The sequence below is a fragment of the Microcystis aeruginosa FD4 genome (assembly GCF_009792235.1).
Taxonomy (GTDB): Bacteria; Cyanobacteriota; Cyanobacteriia; order Cyanobacteriales; family Microcystaceae; genus Microcystis; species Microcystis viridis.
On the sequence record NZ_CP046973.1, the window covers coordinates 4,696,972 to 4,715,008 of the forward strand.

Genomic DNA, 18,037 nt, shown 5'->3' on the forward strand with positions numbered 1-18,037 from the left:
GATTAAACAAGAACTTGCCCCTATACCTAATTATAGAATCTAAATTAGAGTATGTCAAGAGATAAAAAATTAAGTTTAATGTTAACCAAAGTGAGTGAAAAAAGCTGAGAGATTGTTGATGACAGAAATTCGGAGCATCTTTCAATTTGATAACGCCAATTATTCAGCCTTTTGATCAGGTGGGTGGCACTCACCTGATTTATTTTTAGTTAAACATTAAAACGGAATAGTAAGACATCACCCTCTTGAACAATGTATTCCTTGCCTTCACTTCTGACTAAACCTTTTTCTTTGGCTGCGCTCATCGTGCCACTATTAACTAAATCCTGATAAGACACAGTTTCCGCACGAATAAAACCCCGTTCAAAATCCGAGTGAATAACTCCGGCTGCCTGGGGTGCTTTCATACCGGAAATAATCGTCCATGCGCGGGTTTCTTGGGGACCGGTGGTGAGATAGGTACGCAGTCCTAATAACTCGTAGGTAGCTTTAATTAAAGATTTTAATCCCCCTTCTTCTACCCCTAAAGAACCAAGAAAATCTTTTCTTTCTTCCTCCGACAATTCCACTAATTCCGATTCCACTTGAGCAGAAACGATCACAACTTTTGCCTGTTCCTGTTGGGCAATTTGACGGACACTTTCCACCCAATCATTACCCGTGGCCAGATCATCTTCGCTAACATTAGCCGCATAAATAATCGGTTTCCGACTCAATAAACCGAGATTTTTAATTAATTCTTCTTCCTCTTTGCTTAAATCCACTTTTCGCGCCGAAATACCGTCATTAAGACAAATTAGGATTTTTTCAAGGATAACCAATTCTTCGGCGGCTTCCTTGCTATTTTTCGCCTGTTTGCGTAAACGTTCCACTCGCTTCTCCACCTGTCCCAAATCCGCCAGAGCTAACTCTAGATTAATCACCTCGATATCCCGGGACGGATCCACAGAACCGGAAACATGAATAATATCATCATTATCAAAACAGCGCACCACATGAACGATCGCGTCCACTTCCCGAATATTAGCCAAAAATTGATTACCCAATCCTTCCCCGCGACTCGCACCCTTGACTAATCCGGCAATATCGACAAATTCAATCCGCGTCGGCACGATTTTCTCGGAATTAGAGATTTTAGCCAAAACCTCCAGACGTTCATCGGGGACGGATACCACACCCACATTCGGTTCAATGGTACAAAAGGGAAAATTAGCGGCCTCGGCCTTGGCATTAGCCACCAGAGCGTTAAATAGGGTCGATTTCCCCACATTTGGCAGTCCCACGATTCCAGCTTTTAACATAAAAATTGCTTGATAAACATCATCCCGACCTCTCACTATATCAGGCAGCCTCTCGTTTTTGTAAATCCAGTTGAGGAGAAAGACTGTGGATAGTTAAAAGCTTTAGTTAACATTTATTTAACTTCCTTAACTAAAAGTAGGCAAGACTTTACAAGAGATTGCGAGAATGGGATGTAATGCTTGAGACTGAGTTAGGGTGAAGAGTAAGAAAGAATACACCTGTAGCACTGGGCAAAATTATGGCAAGACAGGCCTTTCACTTCTAAATGCGTCCTGAGAGTAATTTTTAGTGCTATGACAGTATATTTCCTAGGGCGATCGAGTGTAAATATCGTCCCATCGCCACAACTAATCACTAAATCATTGTTGGGGGTATCTGTATGAATCAAAGTATCGGAGCAAACACGCGTAATGTGGCCCTTGTCGGCCCTTACTCCAGTGGAAAAACCTCCTTACTGGAAAGTTTACTTTTCGTAACAGGAGCGATCACCAGAAAAGGTAAAATCAGCGATCGCAATACCGTTGGTGATAGTTCCACCCAAGCGCGGGATCGACAGATGAGTGTAGAAGTTTCCGTTGCCCATAGTCAATACCAAGACCTAAATTTTACCTTTCTCGATTGTCCCGGTTCGATCGAATTTGCCAGTGAAACCTATAATGCCCTAGTCGGGGCCGGTGCTGCTATTATCGTTTGTGAACCGGTGGTCGATCGAGTTCTCACCCTAGCTCCCTTGCTAAAATTCCTCGATGATTGGGAAATTCCGCATCTAATCTTCATCAACAAGATGGATCGCTGTAATAGTCACTTTAACGAAGTCCTACAAGCTCTCAAATCCGTTTCTAGTCGTCCCCTCGTTCCCCAGCAATATCCCATCCGGCAGAACAACGAAATTATCGGATTTATCGATTTAATCAACGAACAGGCTTATCATTACCATGCTAACAGTCCCGCCGACCCTGTAGCTTTACCCGACCACCTCAAGGAAGAAGAACAGAGCGCTCGACAGGAAATGCTAGAAACGATCGCCGAATTTGACGATCATCTTTTAGAAGAACTCCTCGAAGATATTAACCCCTCCCGGGAAGAAATTCTCCAAGACTTAAAACAAGAACTGGGAGCCGATCAGATAGTACCCGTGTTCTTTGGTATGGCGGAACGGGACTATGGTGTGCGTCATCTCCTCACCGCTTTAGTGGAAGAAGCACCGGCCCCGACAATTACCGCCAACCGTCGCGGTCTCGATCCCAGTGCGGATGGAGATGCAGTGGTACAAATCCTCAAAACCTATTTTACTCCCCAAGGCGGTCGCCTGTCCCTAGCGCGAATTTGGCAGGGAACCCTTAACGATGGCATGGCCTTGAACGGTGTGCGGATTGGTGGTATCTATCGTCTCATGGGACAACAACAACAACCCTTACAGCAGGCCCAAGCGGGGGAAATTGTCGCTCTCGGTCGTTTGGAGGGAATCGCCACCGGGGACGTGGTTAGCAGCGGCAGTCAAAAACCCGATCTTCCCAAAGGATTACAGCTTAAACCCGTCTTTGCTCTCGCTATTGCCGCTGCCAATCGCAAGGATGAAGTGAAATTAAGTTCCGCTTTGACGAAACTGATCGAAGAAGATCCTGCCCTCTACTGGGAACAACACGGCGATACTAAAGAAGTAATTCTCTGGGGACAGGGAGAAATTCATCTGCAAGTGGCCCTCGATCGCCTAGCACGCAAGTATAATCTACCGATGACCACCCATTTACCCCAAGTTCCCTACAAGGAAACGATCAAAACCAGCACCAAATCCCACGGACGTTATAAACATCAAACCGGCGGCCACGGTGCTTTTGGCGATGTTTACCTCGATATTAAACCCCTGGCCCGGGGGGAAGGTTTCCACTTCCATGAAACCATTGTCGGTGGTGTCGTCCCCAAACAGTATATTCCGGGGGTGGAAACTGGAGTGCGGGAATATCTCGGTCATGGTCCGTTGGGTTTCCCCGTGGTGGATATCGATGTTACTCTCACCGATGGTTCCTATCACAGTGTCGATAGTTCCGAACAAGCTTTTAAACAAGCAGCCCGTCTAGCGATGACGGAGGGACTGCCTAAATGTCATCCGGTCTTATTAGAACCAATTCTATCGGTGACGGTTCTCGCTCCCTCAGAATACACCGCCAAGGTTTTACAGTTAATCAGTGGTAAACGCGGTCAAATTCAGGGTTTTGAAGCTTCTGCGGAGTGGAAAGGTTGGGATCAGGTAACGGCCCATCTCCCCCAAGCGGAAATGCACGATTTTATCGTTGAATTGCGTTCTTTGACTATGGGGGTCGGTTTCTTCCAGTGGGATGAGGATCACCTGCAAGAAGTGCCGGATAAACTGCGCGATGCGGTTTTAGCTATGCAGGGTAACGGTAACAAGTAAAGTCTTCTCGGCTATCACTGGAGTAGAGGGATAAATTAGCAAGAGATGGGCTTTTATTGGCTCATCTCTCCCTAAGGCAAAAGCTTTATCGAAATGTGTAATTAGGGTTTGCAGCAAAAAGTTTTCCCTGGGGGCAGGGTGTGGGGTGTGGGGTGTGGGGTGTAGGGTTTTACCGATTTTCAGGTGGTCAACTACCTAATTTTCAGGGAAAAAGTCCCTGAATTTTCCCCCTGATCACTCCAAGGGTCGGCACTTTTTGAGGGAAAAAAAGTCTAAAAACCTTGTTGGATAAGGTTTTTAGATTTATTCAGCAAACCCTAAATAGTTAGATGTTAAAAACTGTCAAAAACCCCCCTTATTAAGGGGGGATTAAGGGGGGATCAAAGGCAAAATCTATCTTCAATTTAATTATAACTAGCGACTTAGTTCGAGGTTATCTCAAAATAATCTGGAGGACGAGCTTTTCCCTCATGTCTGATGTTTATCTAATTGCTGGCTCCAATGGTTCCGGGAAAACCACCGTCGCTAAAAAAATTTTACCCAACTTTTTAGGCGTTATCGACTACGTTAACGCCGATGAGATTGCCGCCGGACTCTCACCTTTTAATCCTGAGTCGGTTGCTATCCAAGCAGGACGCTTGATGTTAGAAAGGTTGGTGACACTGAAGTGCCAAGGAATAGATTTTGCCTTTGAAAGCACCCTGGCAGCCCGACATTTTGCCCGTTTTTTGAGAGACTGTCAAAGTTCTGGCTATAGGCTCAATCTTATTTATTTTTGGCTACAAAGTCCAGAATTAGCTTTAGAGAGAGTTCACAGAAGGGTAGCCAGTGGCGGTCATAATATTCCTGAAGATGTGGTTCGTCGTCGTTATGAGCGGGGACGCATTAACCTCATGCAGTTGTATTTACCTTTGTGCGATACTTGGGTCATCTATGATAATTCTGGGGATGAGCCACACTTAGTTGCTGAACGTCCCTTCAATCAACAAGTCATTATCTATGACTCCTCTATCTGGCAACAAATAACCGAGGTAGCTCATGACTGAATCAATTCCTGATAAATTATCGGAGCGAATCGATGCAGGTGTTAGATTGGCAATCGCAGAAGCAATTGAAAAACACCGTCTTTTAGGAGAATCTATCAGCATTTTCAAAGATGGCCAAATCGTCACCTTAACAGCCGCGCAAATTCCGCCAAAATCCGACTTAGGGTCTAAGTTAAAATAAATAGAAGAACTTTGAAACAGATTCTAGCCAATGACAGTATGACGACCTCTCTAAAGTAAAGAAGAATTTGCCCAACGAGGTGATTATATCTATGGAACTCATATAAAACCTCAAGTTGAGGCTGGGAATGACGGTAAAATCGTTGCTCGATATTGAAACAGGAGCTTTTGAATTGGCTGATACGCCGATGGTAGCAGTCGATCGTTTTTATGACCGTTTACCGGATGCACAGCCTTGAGTAATCCTAATTGGACACCGAGCAGTTTTCCGTTTTGGCACCCACGCTCAAAATATTTGTTTACTTTTGTTACAAACGAGAATTTATTTTTGACAAATAGAACAGATTATGGCACGTTGCAAATTCATAGCTCCTGAAGTTATAATTACAACATCATGGGGGTGGTTGGTGCTTAAGCCTTCCCAAAGTCTTGGTGATAAGGGTGCTTCTGGAAGCACTTAAGGGCTGCTCAACAGTGCATGAATGGTCTCCGTTCTTGATGAACATTAAGGAGGGGCTTATGATTGCACCCGTTGTCTACACGACGGTCGGTTCATGCGGGGTGGCGATGCTGCGGAGGTCTGGCGACTACCCAAATGTGCTGGGAGCAGTGTAAGTTGTAGAAAGAGTTCCTTTCCAAGAGCAACGCTTAGGGGTTCGATTCCCCTACCCCGCACTTTTGTAAGTTAAACCCCGATTTTTTACCCAAGAACATCGCGCCAAATATTTGTTTACTTTTGTTACCAACGAGAATTTATTCTTGACAAAAAGCACAAACTATGATGCGGAATAAATCTCTAATTCTTGTCTGGTTTAACTATTCAACGATAATTGTCTTCTAGCTTCGTAGAGGATGACAGCAGTAGCGATCGCAACATTTAAAGATTCCACACCACCAAAGAGGGGAATTTTCACCGTTTCATCGGCTAAAGTCGCTAATTGGGGCGATAAACCGGCTCCTTCATTGCCTAATAATATTAAAGTCGGACGGGTAAAATCAATCTCCCAATGGTTTTTGGTGGCTGTGGGTAAAGTTGCGATCGCTTTTACCCCCTGTGCTTGATATTTTTTCACTAAAGCCGATAAATCCGATTCTACCACTAGGGGCGATCGAAACCATTCCCCGGCGGAACTGCGGATCACTTTGGGGTTATCGATTTCGACGCTATCGAGACTTAACCAGATACCCTGTACTTCCGTAGCCACGGCAGTGCGAATAATAGTACCGAGATTGCCAGGATCCTGCAATCTTTCCAAAACTAAGCCCAATTGTAGCGGATTTTGGGGAGTTGGATGAATGTGAGTACGGGAAATAGTGGCAATCACACCATCGGGATTAACCGTTGTTGCTAGGGAAGCGAGGACTTCCGGGGAAACTATCTCGACTCGTTTCGCTTGATTTTGAAGTTTCTCTGCTAATTCTCTCTGTCTTTGCTGCCACTTTTCAGTATAAAAAACTGTCTCTAGGGAACAATTCACCGCTAAAGCCGTCTCTAGTAAGTGGGTTCCCTCAATTAAGGACAAATTCTGCTCCTGTCGCTCTCTAGTGCGGTGTAGCTTGCGAATTTGCTTAATTAAAGGGTTTTGAACACTGCTAATCATAGCCAATCGGATTTTTCACCCTGCTAGGGCTACCCTAAACAACTGCCTCTTGAGGGAGATAATGCGGAACTCGGGACTTGAACCCGAAAGTCTTTGCAGACACTAGAACCTGAATCTAGCGCGTCTACCAATTCCGCCAGTTCCGCATTTTTCTTTCACAATCTTCTATTATACTATCGGACAATCCATAAGTCAAGATAGTTGAGATAATTAAGACAAAAATCGCTTTTCGGGGTAGAATCACCAATAATTTCCTCAAAAATCTGATACAGTGCAGTCTAATTTTGCTGAAGCTTTCCTTAGCCAAGACTCCCAACCAAGATAAATGAATCATCCTATGACCATCGATACCGAGCATCCCTATTTAGAAATTCAAGGTCGTCACTCTCTCAAGGGTGAAGTCAAGATCAGTGGTGCCAAAAATGCCGCTCTAGTCATCATGGCGGGGGCTTTACTCTGCTCCGACCAGTGCCAGATTAGTAATGTACCTGCCCTGGCCGATATCGAGCGGATGAGTCAAATTCTCTCGGCCTTGGGCGTGCAAGTCCGTCGCACCGGAGATAGACTAGAGATTGATGGCAGAGACCTTCAACAAGCTCAAGCACCCTACGATCTCGTCTCCCAGTTGCGGGCTAGTTTTTTCGCCATCGGACCGATTTTAGCCCGTTTAGGAGAAGCAAAAGTTCCCCTCCCCGGTGGCTGCGCCATTGGGGCCAGACCAGTGGATCTGCACGTTAGGGGCTTACAGTCAATGGGTGCAGATGTATTAATCGATGGCGGCATGGTACACGCCCGCGTTAAAGGTAATGGTCGTCTGAAAGGGGCGAATATTTATCTGGATTATCCCAGTGTGGGAGCGACGGAAACCCTAATGATGGCGGCGACTTTAGCGGAAGGGGAAACCATTCTCGGTAATGCGGCCCAAGAGCCGGAGGTGATTGATTTAGCCAATTTTTGTGTTTCCATGGGGGCAAAAATTCGCGGTGCCGGGACCAATACAATTGTCATCGAGGGAGTTTCCCGTCTGCACAGTACCGATTACAATATCATTCCCGATCGCATTGAAGCCGGGACTTTACTGATAGCTGGGGCGATTACCCGCTCAGAAATTAGTCTTTATCCCGTGATTCCCTGCCATTTAGCTTCGGTAATTGCCAAACTGCACGAAATCGGTCCGGAAGTGGTGGAAGATGGTCCTAATCGTCTGCGGATTATCCCTAGGGACTTAAAAGCCACCGATATCGAAACCCTGCCCTATCCCGGTTTTCCCACGGATATGCAGGCCCAATTTATGGCTCTATTAACTTTAGCCGAGGGCAGTAGTGTGGTTAATGAAACGGTTTTTGAAAACCGTCTGCGTCATGTGGCCGAATTAAAGCGTCTGGGAGCAGCTATCAAGGTCAAAGGAAATGTGGCTTTAGTGCGCGGTGTGCCTTTCCTATCTGGGGCGCCGGTGATGGCCACGGATCTACGCGCTTCGGCAGCTTTGGTGGTAGCGGGATTGGCAGCCCGGGGGACTACTATTGTGCAGGGACTCCATCACCTCGATCGAGGTTACGATAATTTAGAGGGTAAATTAAGAGCATTAGGGGCAAATTTACGCCGGGTTGATCCTTTAGCCTTAGAATTGGCTACCCTGTCCCCATCTTCATAGGATGATTAGTTATCCGTGGGCAACAATATAGAACAGTTTTAATCGTGCTTGGCTGTTCTATATTGACGGAATCTTTCATCAGCGATCGCATTCACCAAATCTTAGCCATTACTAATACAAACCCCGGCAATTCTGGATCACCACTAATGGTTTCAGGAGCATTTAAAATTTCTGGTTCTCGATGGGGACGATAAATATAGACTTGGCGATTTTGGCGATCGATTAACCAACCCAATAAAGTACCATTGGCAATATATTCCGCCATCTTTTTCTGCAAACTGGATACTCTATCACTAGCAGAACGTAATTCAATGACAAAATCGGGACAGATGGGGGCAAAAGAGGCTTTTTGTTTTTCTGTTAAAGCATTCCAGCGTTCTAATTTAATCCAAGCAGCATCGGGTGAACGAATTGCACCATTGGGCAGCGTAAAACCCGCACTAGAATCAAACCCCAGTCCCGTTCCATCTAGTTCTGACCAACTCCCCAGTTGCACAGCTATATTAAGATTGCGATTACCCGTATCCGAAAAAGCAGGGGGCATAACGATCACTTCTCCACTGGCACTGCGTTCAATGCGTAAATCTCGATTGGCTAAACAAAATTCATAAAACTGCTCCTCCGTCATCGGCATAATCCAAGGAAGATCAATCATCAAAGGAGCCGAGGTCGCTTGTACAAGTATTGTCGTCATGAATTACACGAATTAACAACTGAATGCCCTTCAATGTTAACTTAGCTCTTGTCATCGGCATTGTTGACTACTGGAGATAGAATGCGATCGCTATTCATAAAACTGCTCCTCCGTCATCGGCATAATCCAAGGAAGATCAATCATCAAAGGAGCCGAGGTCGCTTGTACAAGTATTGTCGTCATGAATTACACGAATTAACAACTGAATGCCCTTCAATGTTAACTTAGCTCTTGTCATCGGCATTGTTGACTACTGGAGATAGAATGCGATCGCTCTTAACCTGGCCCAAGAAGCCTGACGGAGAGGAATGTAAATATTTATAAAAATGTAGCTTAGGATACAGTTGTGGGGGGGGAATATGTATTGTTTTGTTATTCGCCTTTGGCGTTGGGTTGGGTTGTTACTTCACCTAGTACGAGAGTGGCGATCGCACGTTTAATTGGAGTTAACCTAAAATGGAAAATAACCTGACTAAAATACTGGCTACTACAACAATCTTAACCATAGGAGTTTCTCCTAACTGTCTTGCATCAAATTTAGTTTCTTGGACAATATCAGGACCTGGAATAACTAATGCACAACAATTAGCAGTAAATGAATGGCAATTAGATTATAGTCTTGATCCAGCTGGGTTTTCGACCCGAACTTGGACGGTTCAAGCAATCGCTCCTGCTGATGGTGACTATACATTTGACTGGGACTATAACGGTTTCCATGCTTTCTTTCGGGTAACTGCTTTTCTAAATACCTTTAATCCAAGTACTACTTTGTATAGTGCTGGACATCAAAACTTTTGTACTACTCCGTCCGATGGATTTGATCAATCTGGTAGATTTACATTTAGCAATATTTCTGCTGGCGGAACATTTGGCTTTACCATGGGAGGCAGTAACTTTGATGTCTCCAATATTCTTCAGGGAACTTTAACTTTAAATCAAGTAACAGTCCCCGAACCCACCTCAACCCTCAGCCTCCTCGCCCTAGGTACTCTAGGCGCAGCCTCAACCCTCAAGCGCCAATTAAAGGCCTCCAAATCCTCAGAAAAAGAAACCACAAAAGTCTCCTAATACCATCAATAAAATCCGACAATTCCCCTTCATTAATTGGAGGGGTTTTTGAGTAACGCACAGAAAACGGGTTTCTCGGAGAAACCCGTTTTCTATTTTGATAGCTTAGGGGGATTGAAAGTTTAATTTTCCCTGAATCTTTCTAACAGTTCTGAGCGAGATAAATTAGCCAGAGAAAGAAGTAACTCGGTGCGTTCGGAGACGGGAAGTTGGGCAATCTGTTCCACCAGACCAGATAATTCTGCATCTAGGCTGCCAAAGCGTCCTTCCAGAAGACTGGTTATCAGCGATAGTTGTCCTTCTAAACAACCTCGTTGTATCCCTTCTTGTATCCCTTCTTGTATCCCTTCTTGTTTCCACTCTTGTTTCCACTCTTCCCGTTGTTTTAGATAAGCTGGTGATAGGTTCATAATCTCCTCCTGTTCTTCGGTACTTAAATTATCTCTTAATTCCAAACTAGCAGCGCCAGTTGGCCAGAATTTCCAGTAAATTCTCTTGGAAAGGATTACCTTCAGGTAATTGCACTAATTCTTCTACTGCTCGTTTCTGTGTCCCCCCTTTCCCTAGTACCCTCAACCATAAAGTCTCGTTATTGACTGGTAATTGATGGATGGCGACAATTCCTGTTTTGAAGAGGCTAGGGGAAAAATAAACTCCTTTTCCCCACTCCTCTTTCATCCCCTCTTCTGGTAGGAATGAAGGGGGGATTCCCACGACTTCTTCAATCATTCTCGCTGAAAAAGTAGGCGTTAAAATCCAGAGAACTGGTAGTTCAGCTTCTGTTAGAGTTTTGCTTGTCCGTTTCGCCTTCCTCTGAAGGAAAAAAAGGAGACAATAGCGGTTTATGTCCTCGTTCAACTTTTTCAAAATCCCAGGGCAATTGCTGACTAATTGGATTCTCTTTACCCAGGGAACAAAGCGATAAAGCCGCTATCCCCAAAGAAGCTTTAACTTCTACGGTGGTATAGTCGGCCTAATTAGGTCTTGCTGAATAATGGTAAAACCCTTTTAAAATAAGGCTTTTGACCTGCTAAAATCCGATGTTCATGCTGCGAAAATAGGATTAAGACCTTCAAAAACCTTGTATTATCCTTCTTTAAGTACACAAACTGGTACAAAAAAAAAGAGGACAACAAAGCCTGAAACGACTGGCTCCTGATACCAAATTTCTAAATCCATGACAGACATCCACGCTCGAATGCTTGCCAAGCCTGCATTCGTTGTGACGCGAATAAAGAAAAATGGTATCCTATTGGTGATTTTCTCTCACTTAAGGTGAGCAGCAGAAGTTGTTCAAAGAGGGCGAAGGCAATTCGCCCCTACAATAATATTATTTCGCCAATGGTAGGGGCGCACCGCGTGCGCCCAAAATGTCATCTGGATATTTCGACAAAATTGAGATGCACCAGGCATAACCATCTCTGTCATTACTTTTGAAAAATGGTATCAGAAAGCTTCATGGTCATCGGGTTTAATTTCTAAAGCGCGATCCCAGGATGCGATCGCTTCTTCATACCTTCCTAAATTACCTAACGCAATCCCTCGGTTGTACCAAGCTTCATGGAAATCGGGTTTAATTTCTAAAGCTTTGTCGTAGGAGGCGATCGCGCCGATCAAATCCCAATTCATGTATTTCTGGTTTCCTTGCTCAAACCAAAATTCGGCATCCTGAACCACTTCCGTTAAATCCGTCTCCGGTTGATCCCAGATTTTCCCCCTCCACACTGGAAACATCCCTCACCGCGTCGCGTAACTGGAGACTAATCCGTTGGCACACTTCCCCCAGATTTCCCGTCATCACCTTGCCTAAAGCCGCCAGATCCCGCCCTAAAGTTTGATAATCTTCCGGATACTGTAGCCATTCCTCGCTTTTGTCCTCTAATACCATTTTTCTTTATTCGCGTCACAACAAATGCAGGCTTGGCAAGCATTCGAGCGTGGATGTCTGTCATGGATTTAGAAATTTGGTATAAAGTAAAGGTTAAGAGGATTTTACGCAACTTTATCCCCCTAAATCCCCCTTGAAAAGGGGTACTTTGATGGGTTCCCCACCCTATTAAGAGGTGCTAGGGGGGATCCTATTTTCCTTACTAAATAGACTCTGAAAGTTTAGATAATAACAACGACAACACCCCAAATCCTTGACTAGCAATCGAGGGTTAATGCTTATCAGCCTGAGAAATTTTCAATATCGTTAACCAATATCACAATAAAAACAATATGTCAATAGATTAAATATTAATTTTTGTAAAGAAAGGCCTGAGCATTTACTCAAAAAGCTCTTTACCATCTGTTACAAAATATGGCAAGATATTTATCGAATTGTGTCAAAACCCAGAGTAAATGCTCATTTGGGTGACATTTTCTGATACAAAACAGAAACATATATATCTAAATACCTTAAACAAAGGGCGATCGTCATCTGATGACGAAAATCACTTCATACCAGACTCAGCAATCCTAAGGAGAACCATCATATATGTTCACTCACGTCAAGTCCACCATTCGTCATATAGTTCCCGACGCGTTGAATGGTCGATCGCTGGTCAAGGTGGTCTATGTCGTGCTAGAACCTCAGTACCAAAGTGCGCTGAGTAGTGCCGTCAGGGAAATCAACGCTAACAACCCGAAACTAGCGATCGAAATTAGTGGTTATCTAATCGAAGAACTGCGCGATGGGGAAAATTATCGCAATTTTCAAGAGGATGTAGCCAAAGCTAATATTTTCATTGCTTCTCTCATCTTTATCGAAGATTTAGCCGATAAAGTTGTGGCCGCTGTCAGTCCCCATCGGGATAAATTAGACGCAGCGATCGTCTTTCCCTCCATGCCCCAGGTAATGCGCTTAAATAAATTAGGCAGCTTTTCCATGGCCCAATTGGGACAGTCCAAGAGTGTCATCGCTAACTTTATGAAAAAGCGCAGGTCAAACTCCGGCGCTGGTTTCCAAGATGCGATGTTAAAGTTATTGCGAACCTTACCGCAAGTACTGAAATACCTCCCCATGGAAAAAGCTCAGGACGCACGCAACTTTATGTTAAGTTTCCAGTATTGGCTAGGAGGTTCCGCAGAAAATTTAGAGAACTTCCTGTTAATGTTGGCCGATAAGTACGTCTTCGATAACAAGGATGACAGCGTAGTTTACCAAGAACCGGTAGTTTATCCCGATCTGGGGATTTGGCATCCTTTATCCATGAAAATGTTCGAGGATGTCAAGGAATACTTCGCTTGGTACAATAACCGAGGTGATATTGCCGATGACCTAAAAGACCCCTTGGCTCCCTGTATTGGCTTGATTTTACAGAGAACTCACCTCGTTACTGGTGATGACGCTCATTATGTCGCTCTCGTGCAGGAATTCGAGTCTATGGGTGCGCGAGTCCTTCCCGTTTTTGCTGGGGGATTAGACTTTTCTAAACCCGTAGAAGAATATTTCTGGGATAAAAGCTTAAAAGGAGTAGAAGCGGTTCCCATCGTCGATACGGTAATTTCCCTGACAGGATTTGCTTTAGTGGGAGGTCCAGCGCGACAAGATCACCCGAAAGCGATAGAATCCTTAAAACGTCTCAATCGTCCCTATATGTGCGCTTTACCGCTAGTTTTCCAAACCACCCAGGAATGGGAGGAAAGCGATTTAGGGTTACACCCGATTCAAGTGGCGCTACAGATTGCTATTCCGGAATTAGACGGTGCGATCGAACCTATTATATTATCGGGCCGGGATGGGGCCACGGGTAAAGCGATCGCTTTACAGGATCGGGTGGAAGCGATCGCTCAACGGGCGCTAAAATGGGCTACTCTAAGAAAGAAACCGAAACTAAACAAAAAAGTCGCCATCACCGTCTTTAGTTTCCCTCCCGATAAAGGGAATGTGGGAACGGCAGCCTATCTAGATGTGTTCGGTTCCATCTACGAAGTGATGCAAGCGTTACAAAATAACGGTTATGACTTGCAGGATCTACCCGCATCTCCCCAAGAACTGATGGAAGCGGTAATCCATGATGCTCAAGCACAGTACCATAGTCCGGAGCTAAATATCGCCTATCGGATGTCCGTACCCGAATACGAACGCTTAACCCCCTATTCCGTCCGTTTAGAGGAAAATTGGGGACCACCACCGGGACATCTCAACAGTGATGGACAAAATCTTTTAATCTACGGGAAAGAATTCGGTAACGTCTTTATTGGGGTTCAACCCACCTTCGGTTATGAAGGGGATCCCATGCGTCTGCTATTTTCTCGTTCTGCTAGTCCCCACCACGGTTTTGCAGCCTACTATACCTATCTCAATCAAGTCTGGAAAGCAGACGCGGTTCTCCATTTTGGCACCCACGGATCCTTAGAATTTATGCCGGGGAAACAGATGGGAATGTCTGGAGAATGCTACCCCGATAACCTCATCGGGATGATTCCCAACCTCTACTATTATGCCGCTAATAACCCCAGCGAAGCGACGATCGCTAAACGTCGCAGTTATGCGGAAACTATCTCCTATCTCACTCCCCCCGCAGAAAATGCCGGACTCTACAAAGGGTTAAAAGAACTAAGCGAGTTGATCGGTTCTTACCAAACCCTGAAAGATAGTGGGCGTGGGGTGCAAATTGTCAATACCATTGTCGATAAATGTTTTTTAGTCAATCTCGACAAAGATATAAGTTTACCTGATGGTGACACCGCCCATCTCAGTCAAGAGGAACGGGATAATATCGTCGGTTCTGTCTATCGCAAACTGATGGAAATTGAATCGCGCTTACTTCCCTGCGGACTTCACGTTATCGGGAAACCCCCCTCGGCGCTCGAAGCGATCGCAACTTTGGTCAATATTGCTAGTTTAGACCGGGAAGAGGACGATTTACTCTCCTTCCCCCGGATTATTGCCAACAGCATCGGCCGGGATATAGAGGAAGTTTATCGCAATAGCGATCGAGGGGTGTTAGAGGATGTGGAATTACTGCAAAACATCACCCTCGCGACTCGCGCTGCCGTTTCCGCTTTAGTCAAATCCCAAACCGACGCAGAAGGTCGGGTATCGATGCTTTCTAAGCTGAATTTCTTGAATATAGGCAAGAAATCGCCTTGGATCGAAACTTTACAGGAAATGGGTTATCCAAAAGTTGATCCGGTCGCGTTAAAACCCCTGTTTGAATACCTAGAATTCTGTTTAGAACAGGTTTGTGCTGATAATGAATTAGGGGCCCTATTAAAAGCATTGGAAGGAGAATACGTTCTTCCAGGTCCCGGTGGCGACCCCATCCGTAACCCCGGAGTTTTACCCACGGGTAAAAATATCCACGCTTTAGATCCCCAGTCTATCCCGACCCTAGCGGCGGTAAAATCGGCTAAAATCGTGGTAGATCGTCTGTTAGAACGGCAAAAACTGGATAATGGCGGTAAATATCCCGAAACCATCGCTTGTGTTCTCTGGGGAACCGATAACATCAAAACCTATGGGGAATCCCTCGCACAAATTCTCTGGATGGTGGGAGTTCGTCCTCTTCCCGATGCTTTGGGACGGGTGAATAAACTGGAATTAATTCCCCTAGAGGAGTTGGGAAGACCGCGCATTGATGTGGTGGTCAACTGTTCCGGTGTCTTCCGGGATTTATTTATCAATCAGATGAACTTGCTTGACCAAGGTGTAAAAATGGCCGCGGAAGCAAACGAACCGATGGAGATGAATTATGTCCGCAAACACGCTATGGAACAAGCAAAAGAAATGGGTTTAACGGTTCGACAGGCAGCCACCCGCATCTTTTCTAATGCTTCTGGTTCTTATTCTTCTAATATCAATCTCGCGGTGGAAAATAGCAGTTGGGAAGACGAAAAAGAGTTACAGAATATGTATCTCAACCGCAAGGGTTTTGCTTTCGATTCCGATAATCCGGGGATGATGGCCGATAATCGTCAGTTGTTTGAAGCATCCTTAAAAACTGCGGAAGCGACTTTCCAAAACTTGGATTCTAGCGAGATTAGTTTAACCGATGTTTCCCACTATTTCGACTCGGATCCCACCAAAGTTGTCGCTAGTTTACGCGATGATGGCAAAAAACCGGCAGCCTATATTGCCGATACTACCACCGCTAATGCTCAAGTGCGTACTTTATCGGAAACCGTCCGTTTAGATACCCGCACCAAGTTACTCAATCCCAAATGGTACGAGGGAATGTTAAGTCACGGTTACGAAGGAGTCCGAGAATTATCGAAGCGTTTGGTTAATACGATGGGATGGTCGGCAACTGCTGATGCGGTGGATAATTGGGTTTATGAAGATGTGAACACCACTTTTATTCAAGATGAGGAAATGTGTCAGCGTCTAATGAATCTCAATCCTAATTCTTTCCGCAAGATGGTGGGAACCCTGCTAGAAGTTAATGGTCGCGGTTACTGGGAAACTTCTCAGGAAAATTTAGACCGCTTACAGGAACTTTATCAAGAAGTGGAGGACCGTATCGAAGGAATCGAGTAGAATAGATAGATAAGACTTGAGGGACTGGCTAATCACCGGTCTCTTGAGTTTTCAAAAAAGATGAAAAATAACTTTTGGGGGTTAATTTGGTCTAGTTTTAACGAAATTCAAGGGGTTTTACTCGGTCTTCTTGGATTTTTAGGAGGTATTGCTTTAATTCGTTATCCCTTCAATACTTCTATCCCTCTAGATCTAGTAATTATTGTCAGTTTCTTCACCTTGTTGTTAATCGCTACTTTGTTAAGCGCCGTTAACACGCTTCTTAGACAGAAGCAAAAATTAGAGGCAGAAGTTAAGCAACTTCAGGAGGAGAACCAAAATTTAGAAAATATTATTAAACAGGGAATTACTCCCAGGATTTTGAGGTCTCAAAAGCAAGGAAATAATAATATTTTATGCCTTCTTGATTCCTCTAGTCTGTTTACGATCGAGTTACTTGTCTCTTTTTATTATACCGATGAAGATGGGTTTGAAAGATTAATAGGAGAGGGTTTTGTTGAATATATTAATCCAAAGGATGGCAAGATACACGCGATCATTGACAAACCTCAAACAATCTATCAGGTAATTCTAGATCGATTGGCGAGTAACGATTTAAAAATTATTCAAGAAACCAGAGTCAGACCTGGCGTTCTTAGAAAACATAGTTCACCATAGAGGAAAATATGGAAAATGTAACCGAAAAACCTATTTTATCTCCTAAAGGAACCTTTCCCGCCAAAGTTGTCAAAGTTATTGACGACTATAAATTAGTGATCAATAGAGGTGAAATTAGTGGAATTCGAGAAGGTCAAAGAATGTTAGTTTACAATACCAGCGAAGAGGAAATAAAAGATCCTCAGACTGGTGAGTCTTTAGGCTATCTTGACTTAGTGAGAGGGACGGGGACAATTACTTTTGTTCAAGAAAAAATATCGATTTTACAATCGGATAGAAGCAATAATAAAGGATCTAGATTGCTGGAGTTATTGCTTAAAGAACAAGAAACCCCGTCCGATTTGATAGGAAAATTCTTAAAAAGAGCCGTAGGAGCGAATTCTAAGAACGATAAAAAGCCAATATCCGAGCTAATAAATCGTGAATTGTTAAATAAACTGCTAGTACGGGAATTATCCGAAACGTTACCTTTTGAAAACCCTCAAATTGGCGACTCAGTTAGACCTATTTAGACCTATTGATGGAACAACCAATATGAGAATACTTTTTATCTCTTAAATATCCGATTTCAATTTATCCCGAAGAAGAAGACGGATACACGGCACTAATTCCCGATTTACCCGGATGTATGAGTCAGGGTGAAACTTTAGAGGAAGTGATTATTAATATTGAAGAAGCGAGCGAATTTGGATAGAGACAGTTTATTTTAGTAGCTCTTTTTGGGTAGGTTGGGTTGAAGGAAGTGAAACCCAACAACTGAGAGTTTCTAATTCTTTCCGCAAGATGGTGGGAACCCTGCTAGAAGTTAATGGTCGCGGTTACTGGGAAACTTCTCAAGAGAATTTAGACCGCTTACAGGAACTTTATCAAGAAGTGGAGGACCGTATCGAAGGAATCGAGTAATTAATCTAGTAAAATACCTCAAGGTAGAGAGGCAAAATATCGCTTCTCTACCA

Annotated in this window: 12 protein-coding genes, 1 tRNA gene and 2 pseudogenes; 9 read left to right on the top strand and 6 right to left on the bottom strand. The window is 44.2% G+C overall.

Annotation, left to right across the window (positions count from 1 at the left end; genetic code table 11):
- Window positions 1-209: 209 nt before the first annotated feature.
- A complete protein-coding gene (gene ychF, locus GQR42_RS23415) occupies window positions 210-1,301 on the bottom strand; it encodes a redox-regulated ATPase YchF (protein WP_158201821.1) in 1,092 nt (363 codons plus the stop codon).
- A 380-nt stretch (window positions 1,302-1,681) separates the two neighbouring features.
- Between ychF and GQR42_RS23420 the strand changes: the two genes are divergently transcribed.
- From GQR42_RS23420 to GQR42_RS23430, 3 genes are all read left to right on the top strand, one after another.
- A complete protein-coding gene (locus GQR42_RS23420) occupies window positions 1,682-3,715 on the top strand; it encodes an elongation factor G (RefSeq protein ID WP_158201822.1) in 2,034 nt (677 codons plus the stop codon).
- 470 nt (window positions 3,716-4,185) lie between these two features.
- Window positions 4,186-4,761: a zeta toxin family protein gene (locus GQR42_RS23425; RefSeq protein WP_158201823.1), complete on the top strand. Its 576-nt coding sequence runs from the start codon at window positions 4,186-4,188 to the stop codon at window positions 4,759-4,761.
- Window positions 4,754-4,942, top strand: coding sequence for a hypothetical protein (locus tag GQR42_RS23430; RefSeq protein WP_158201824.1), 189 nt, complete (start codon window positions 4,754-4,756; stop codon window positions 4,940-4,942). The genes GQR42_RS23425 and GQR42_RS23430 overlap by 8 nt, the downstream gene beginning before the upstream one ends.
- 811 nt (window positions 4,943-5,753) lie before the next feature.
- On the opposite strand, the gene GQR42_RS23435 is transcribed toward GQR42_RS23430, so the two are convergent.
- A complete protein-coding gene (locus tag GQR42_RS23435; protein ID WP_158201825.1) occupies window positions 5,754-6,542 on the bottom strand; it encodes a TrmH family RNA methyltransferase in 789 nt (262 codons plus the stop codon).
- Between the two features lie 62 nt (window positions 6,543-6,604).
- Window positions 6,605-6,688 (bottom strand) — tRNA-Leu (locus GQR42_RS23440).
- Window positions 6,689-6,879: 191 nt separating this feature from the next.
- Here GQR42_RS23440 and murA point away from each other — a divergent pair.
- The gene (gene murA / locus GQR42_RS23445) at window positions 6,880-8,196 is read left to right on the top strand and encodes a UDP-N-acetylglucosamine 1-carboxyvinyltransferase (RefSeq protein WP_158201826.1); all 1,317 of its coding nucleotides are present in this window, start codon (window positions 6,880-6,882) and stop codon (window positions 8,194-8,196) included.
- Between the two features lie 91 nt (window positions 8,197-8,287).
- On the opposite strand, the gene GQR42_RS23450 is transcribed toward murA, so the two are convergent.
- The gene (locus tag GQR42_RS23450; RefSeq protein ID WP_158201827.1) at window positions 8,288-8,890 is read right to left on the bottom strand and encodes a Uma2 family endonuclease; all 603 of its coding nucleotides are present in this window, start codon (window positions 8,888-8,890) and stop codon (window positions 8,288-8,290) included.
- A 456-nt stretch (window positions 8,891-9,346) separates the two neighbouring features.
- Between GQR42_RS23450 and GQR42_RS29150 the strand changes: the two genes are divergently transcribed.
- Window positions 9,347-9,958, top strand: coding sequence for a PEP-CTERM sorting domain-containing protein (locus GQR42_RS29150; RefSeq protein WP_233271141.1), 612 nt, complete (start codon window positions 9,347-9,349; stop codon window positions 9,956-9,958).
- Window positions 9,959-10,080: 122 nt separating this feature from the next.
- Here GQR42_RS29150 and GQR42_RS29155 read toward each other — a convergent pair.
- Window positions 10,081-10,771: pseudogene (locus GQR42_RS29155) on the bottom strand (hypothetical protein); the annotation flags it as partial.
- A gap of 636 nt (window positions 10,772-11,407) precedes the next feature.
- Window positions 11,408-11,840, bottom strand: a pseudogene (locus GQR42_RS30170) (tetratricopeptide repeat protein); the annotation flags it as partial.
- 597 nt (window positions 11,841-12,437) lie between these two features.
- On the opposite strand from GQR42_RS30170, the gene GQR42_RS23485 reads away from it, so the two are divergent.
- Genes GQR42_RS23485 through GQR42_RS29160 form a run of 4 tightly spaced genes read left to right on the top strand, consistent with a single transcriptional unit; the run spans window position 12,438 to window position 17,775 of the window.
- On the top strand, window positions 12,438-16,424 hold the full coding sequence (locus tag GQR42_RS23485) for a magnesium chelatase subunit H (RefSeq protein ID WP_158201831.1): 3,987 nt from the start codon (window positions 12,438-12,440) through the stop codon (window positions 16,422-16,424).
- A 60-nt stretch (window positions 16,425-16,484) separates the two neighbouring features.
- A complete protein-coding gene (locus GQR42_RS23490; protein WP_158201832.1) occupies window positions 16,485-17,081 on the top strand; it encodes a bZIP transcription factor in 597 nt (198 codons plus the stop codon).
- 8 nt (window positions 17,082-17,089) lie between these two features.
- Entirely contained in the window at window positions 17,090-17,593 is a 504-nt protein-coding gene (locus GQR42_RS23495) for a hypothetical protein (protein ID WP_158201833.1), read from the top strand.
- Between the two features lie 53 nt (window positions 17,594-17,646).
- Window positions 17,647-17,775 carry a type II toxin-antitoxin system HicB family antitoxin gene (locus GQR42_RS29160; protein WP_158202562.1) on the top strand — a complete coding sequence of 43 codons (129 nt, stop codon included), beginning with the start codon at window positions 17,647-17,649 and terminating at the stop codon, window positions 17,773-17,775.
- The last annotated feature ends 262 nt before the right edge of the window (window positions 17,776-18,037 follow it).

What these genes read in the sequence shown, in the direction of transcription:
- ychF (WP_158201821.1), bottom strand. Translation starts at nt 1,301, where the DNA reads ATGTTAAAAGCTGGAATCGTGGGACTGCCAAATGTGGGGAAATCGACC.
- GQR42_RS23420 (WP_158201822.1), top strand. Translation starts at nt 1,682, where the DNA reads ATGAATCAAAGTATCGGAGCAAACACGCGTAATGTGGCCCTTGTCGGC.
- GQR42_RS23425 (WP_158201823.1), top strand. Translation starts at nt 4,186, where the DNA reads ATGTCTGATGTTTATCTAATTGCTGGCTCCAATGGTTCCGGGAAAACC.
- GQR42_RS23430 (WP_158201824.1), top strand. Translation starts at nt 4,754, where the DNA reads ATGACTGAATCAATTCCTGATAAATTATCGGAGCGAATCGATGCAGGT.
- GQR42_RS23435 (WP_158201825.1), bottom strand. Translation starts at nt 6,542, where the DNA reads ATGATTAGCAGTGTTCAAAACCCTTTAATTAAGCAAATTCGCAAGCTA.
- murA (WP_158201826.1), top strand. Translation starts at nt 6,880, where the DNA reads ATGACCATCGATACCGAGCATCCCTATTTAGAAATTCAAGGTCGTCAC.
- GQR42_RS23450 (WP_158201827.1), bottom strand. Translation starts at nt 8,890, where the DNA reads ATGACGACAATACTTGTACAAGCGACCTCGGCTCCTTTGATGATTGAT.
- GQR42_RS29150 (WP_233271141.1), top strand. Translation starts at nt 9,347, where the DNA reads ATGGAAAATAACCTGACTAAAATACTGGCTACTACAACAATCTTAACC.
- GQR42_RS23485 (WP_158201831.1), top strand. Translation starts at nt 12,438, where the DNA reads ATGTTCACTCACGTCAAGTCCACCATTCGTCATATAGTTCCCGACGCG.
- GQR42_RS23490 (WP_158201832.1), top strand. Translation starts at nt 16,485, where the DNA reads ATGAAAAATAACTTTTGGGGGTTAATTTGGTCTAGTTTTAACGAAATT.
- GQR42_RS23495 (WP_158201833.1), top strand. Translation starts at nt 17,090, where the DNA reads ATGGAAAATGTAACCGAAAAACCTATTTTATCTCCTAAAGGAACCTTT.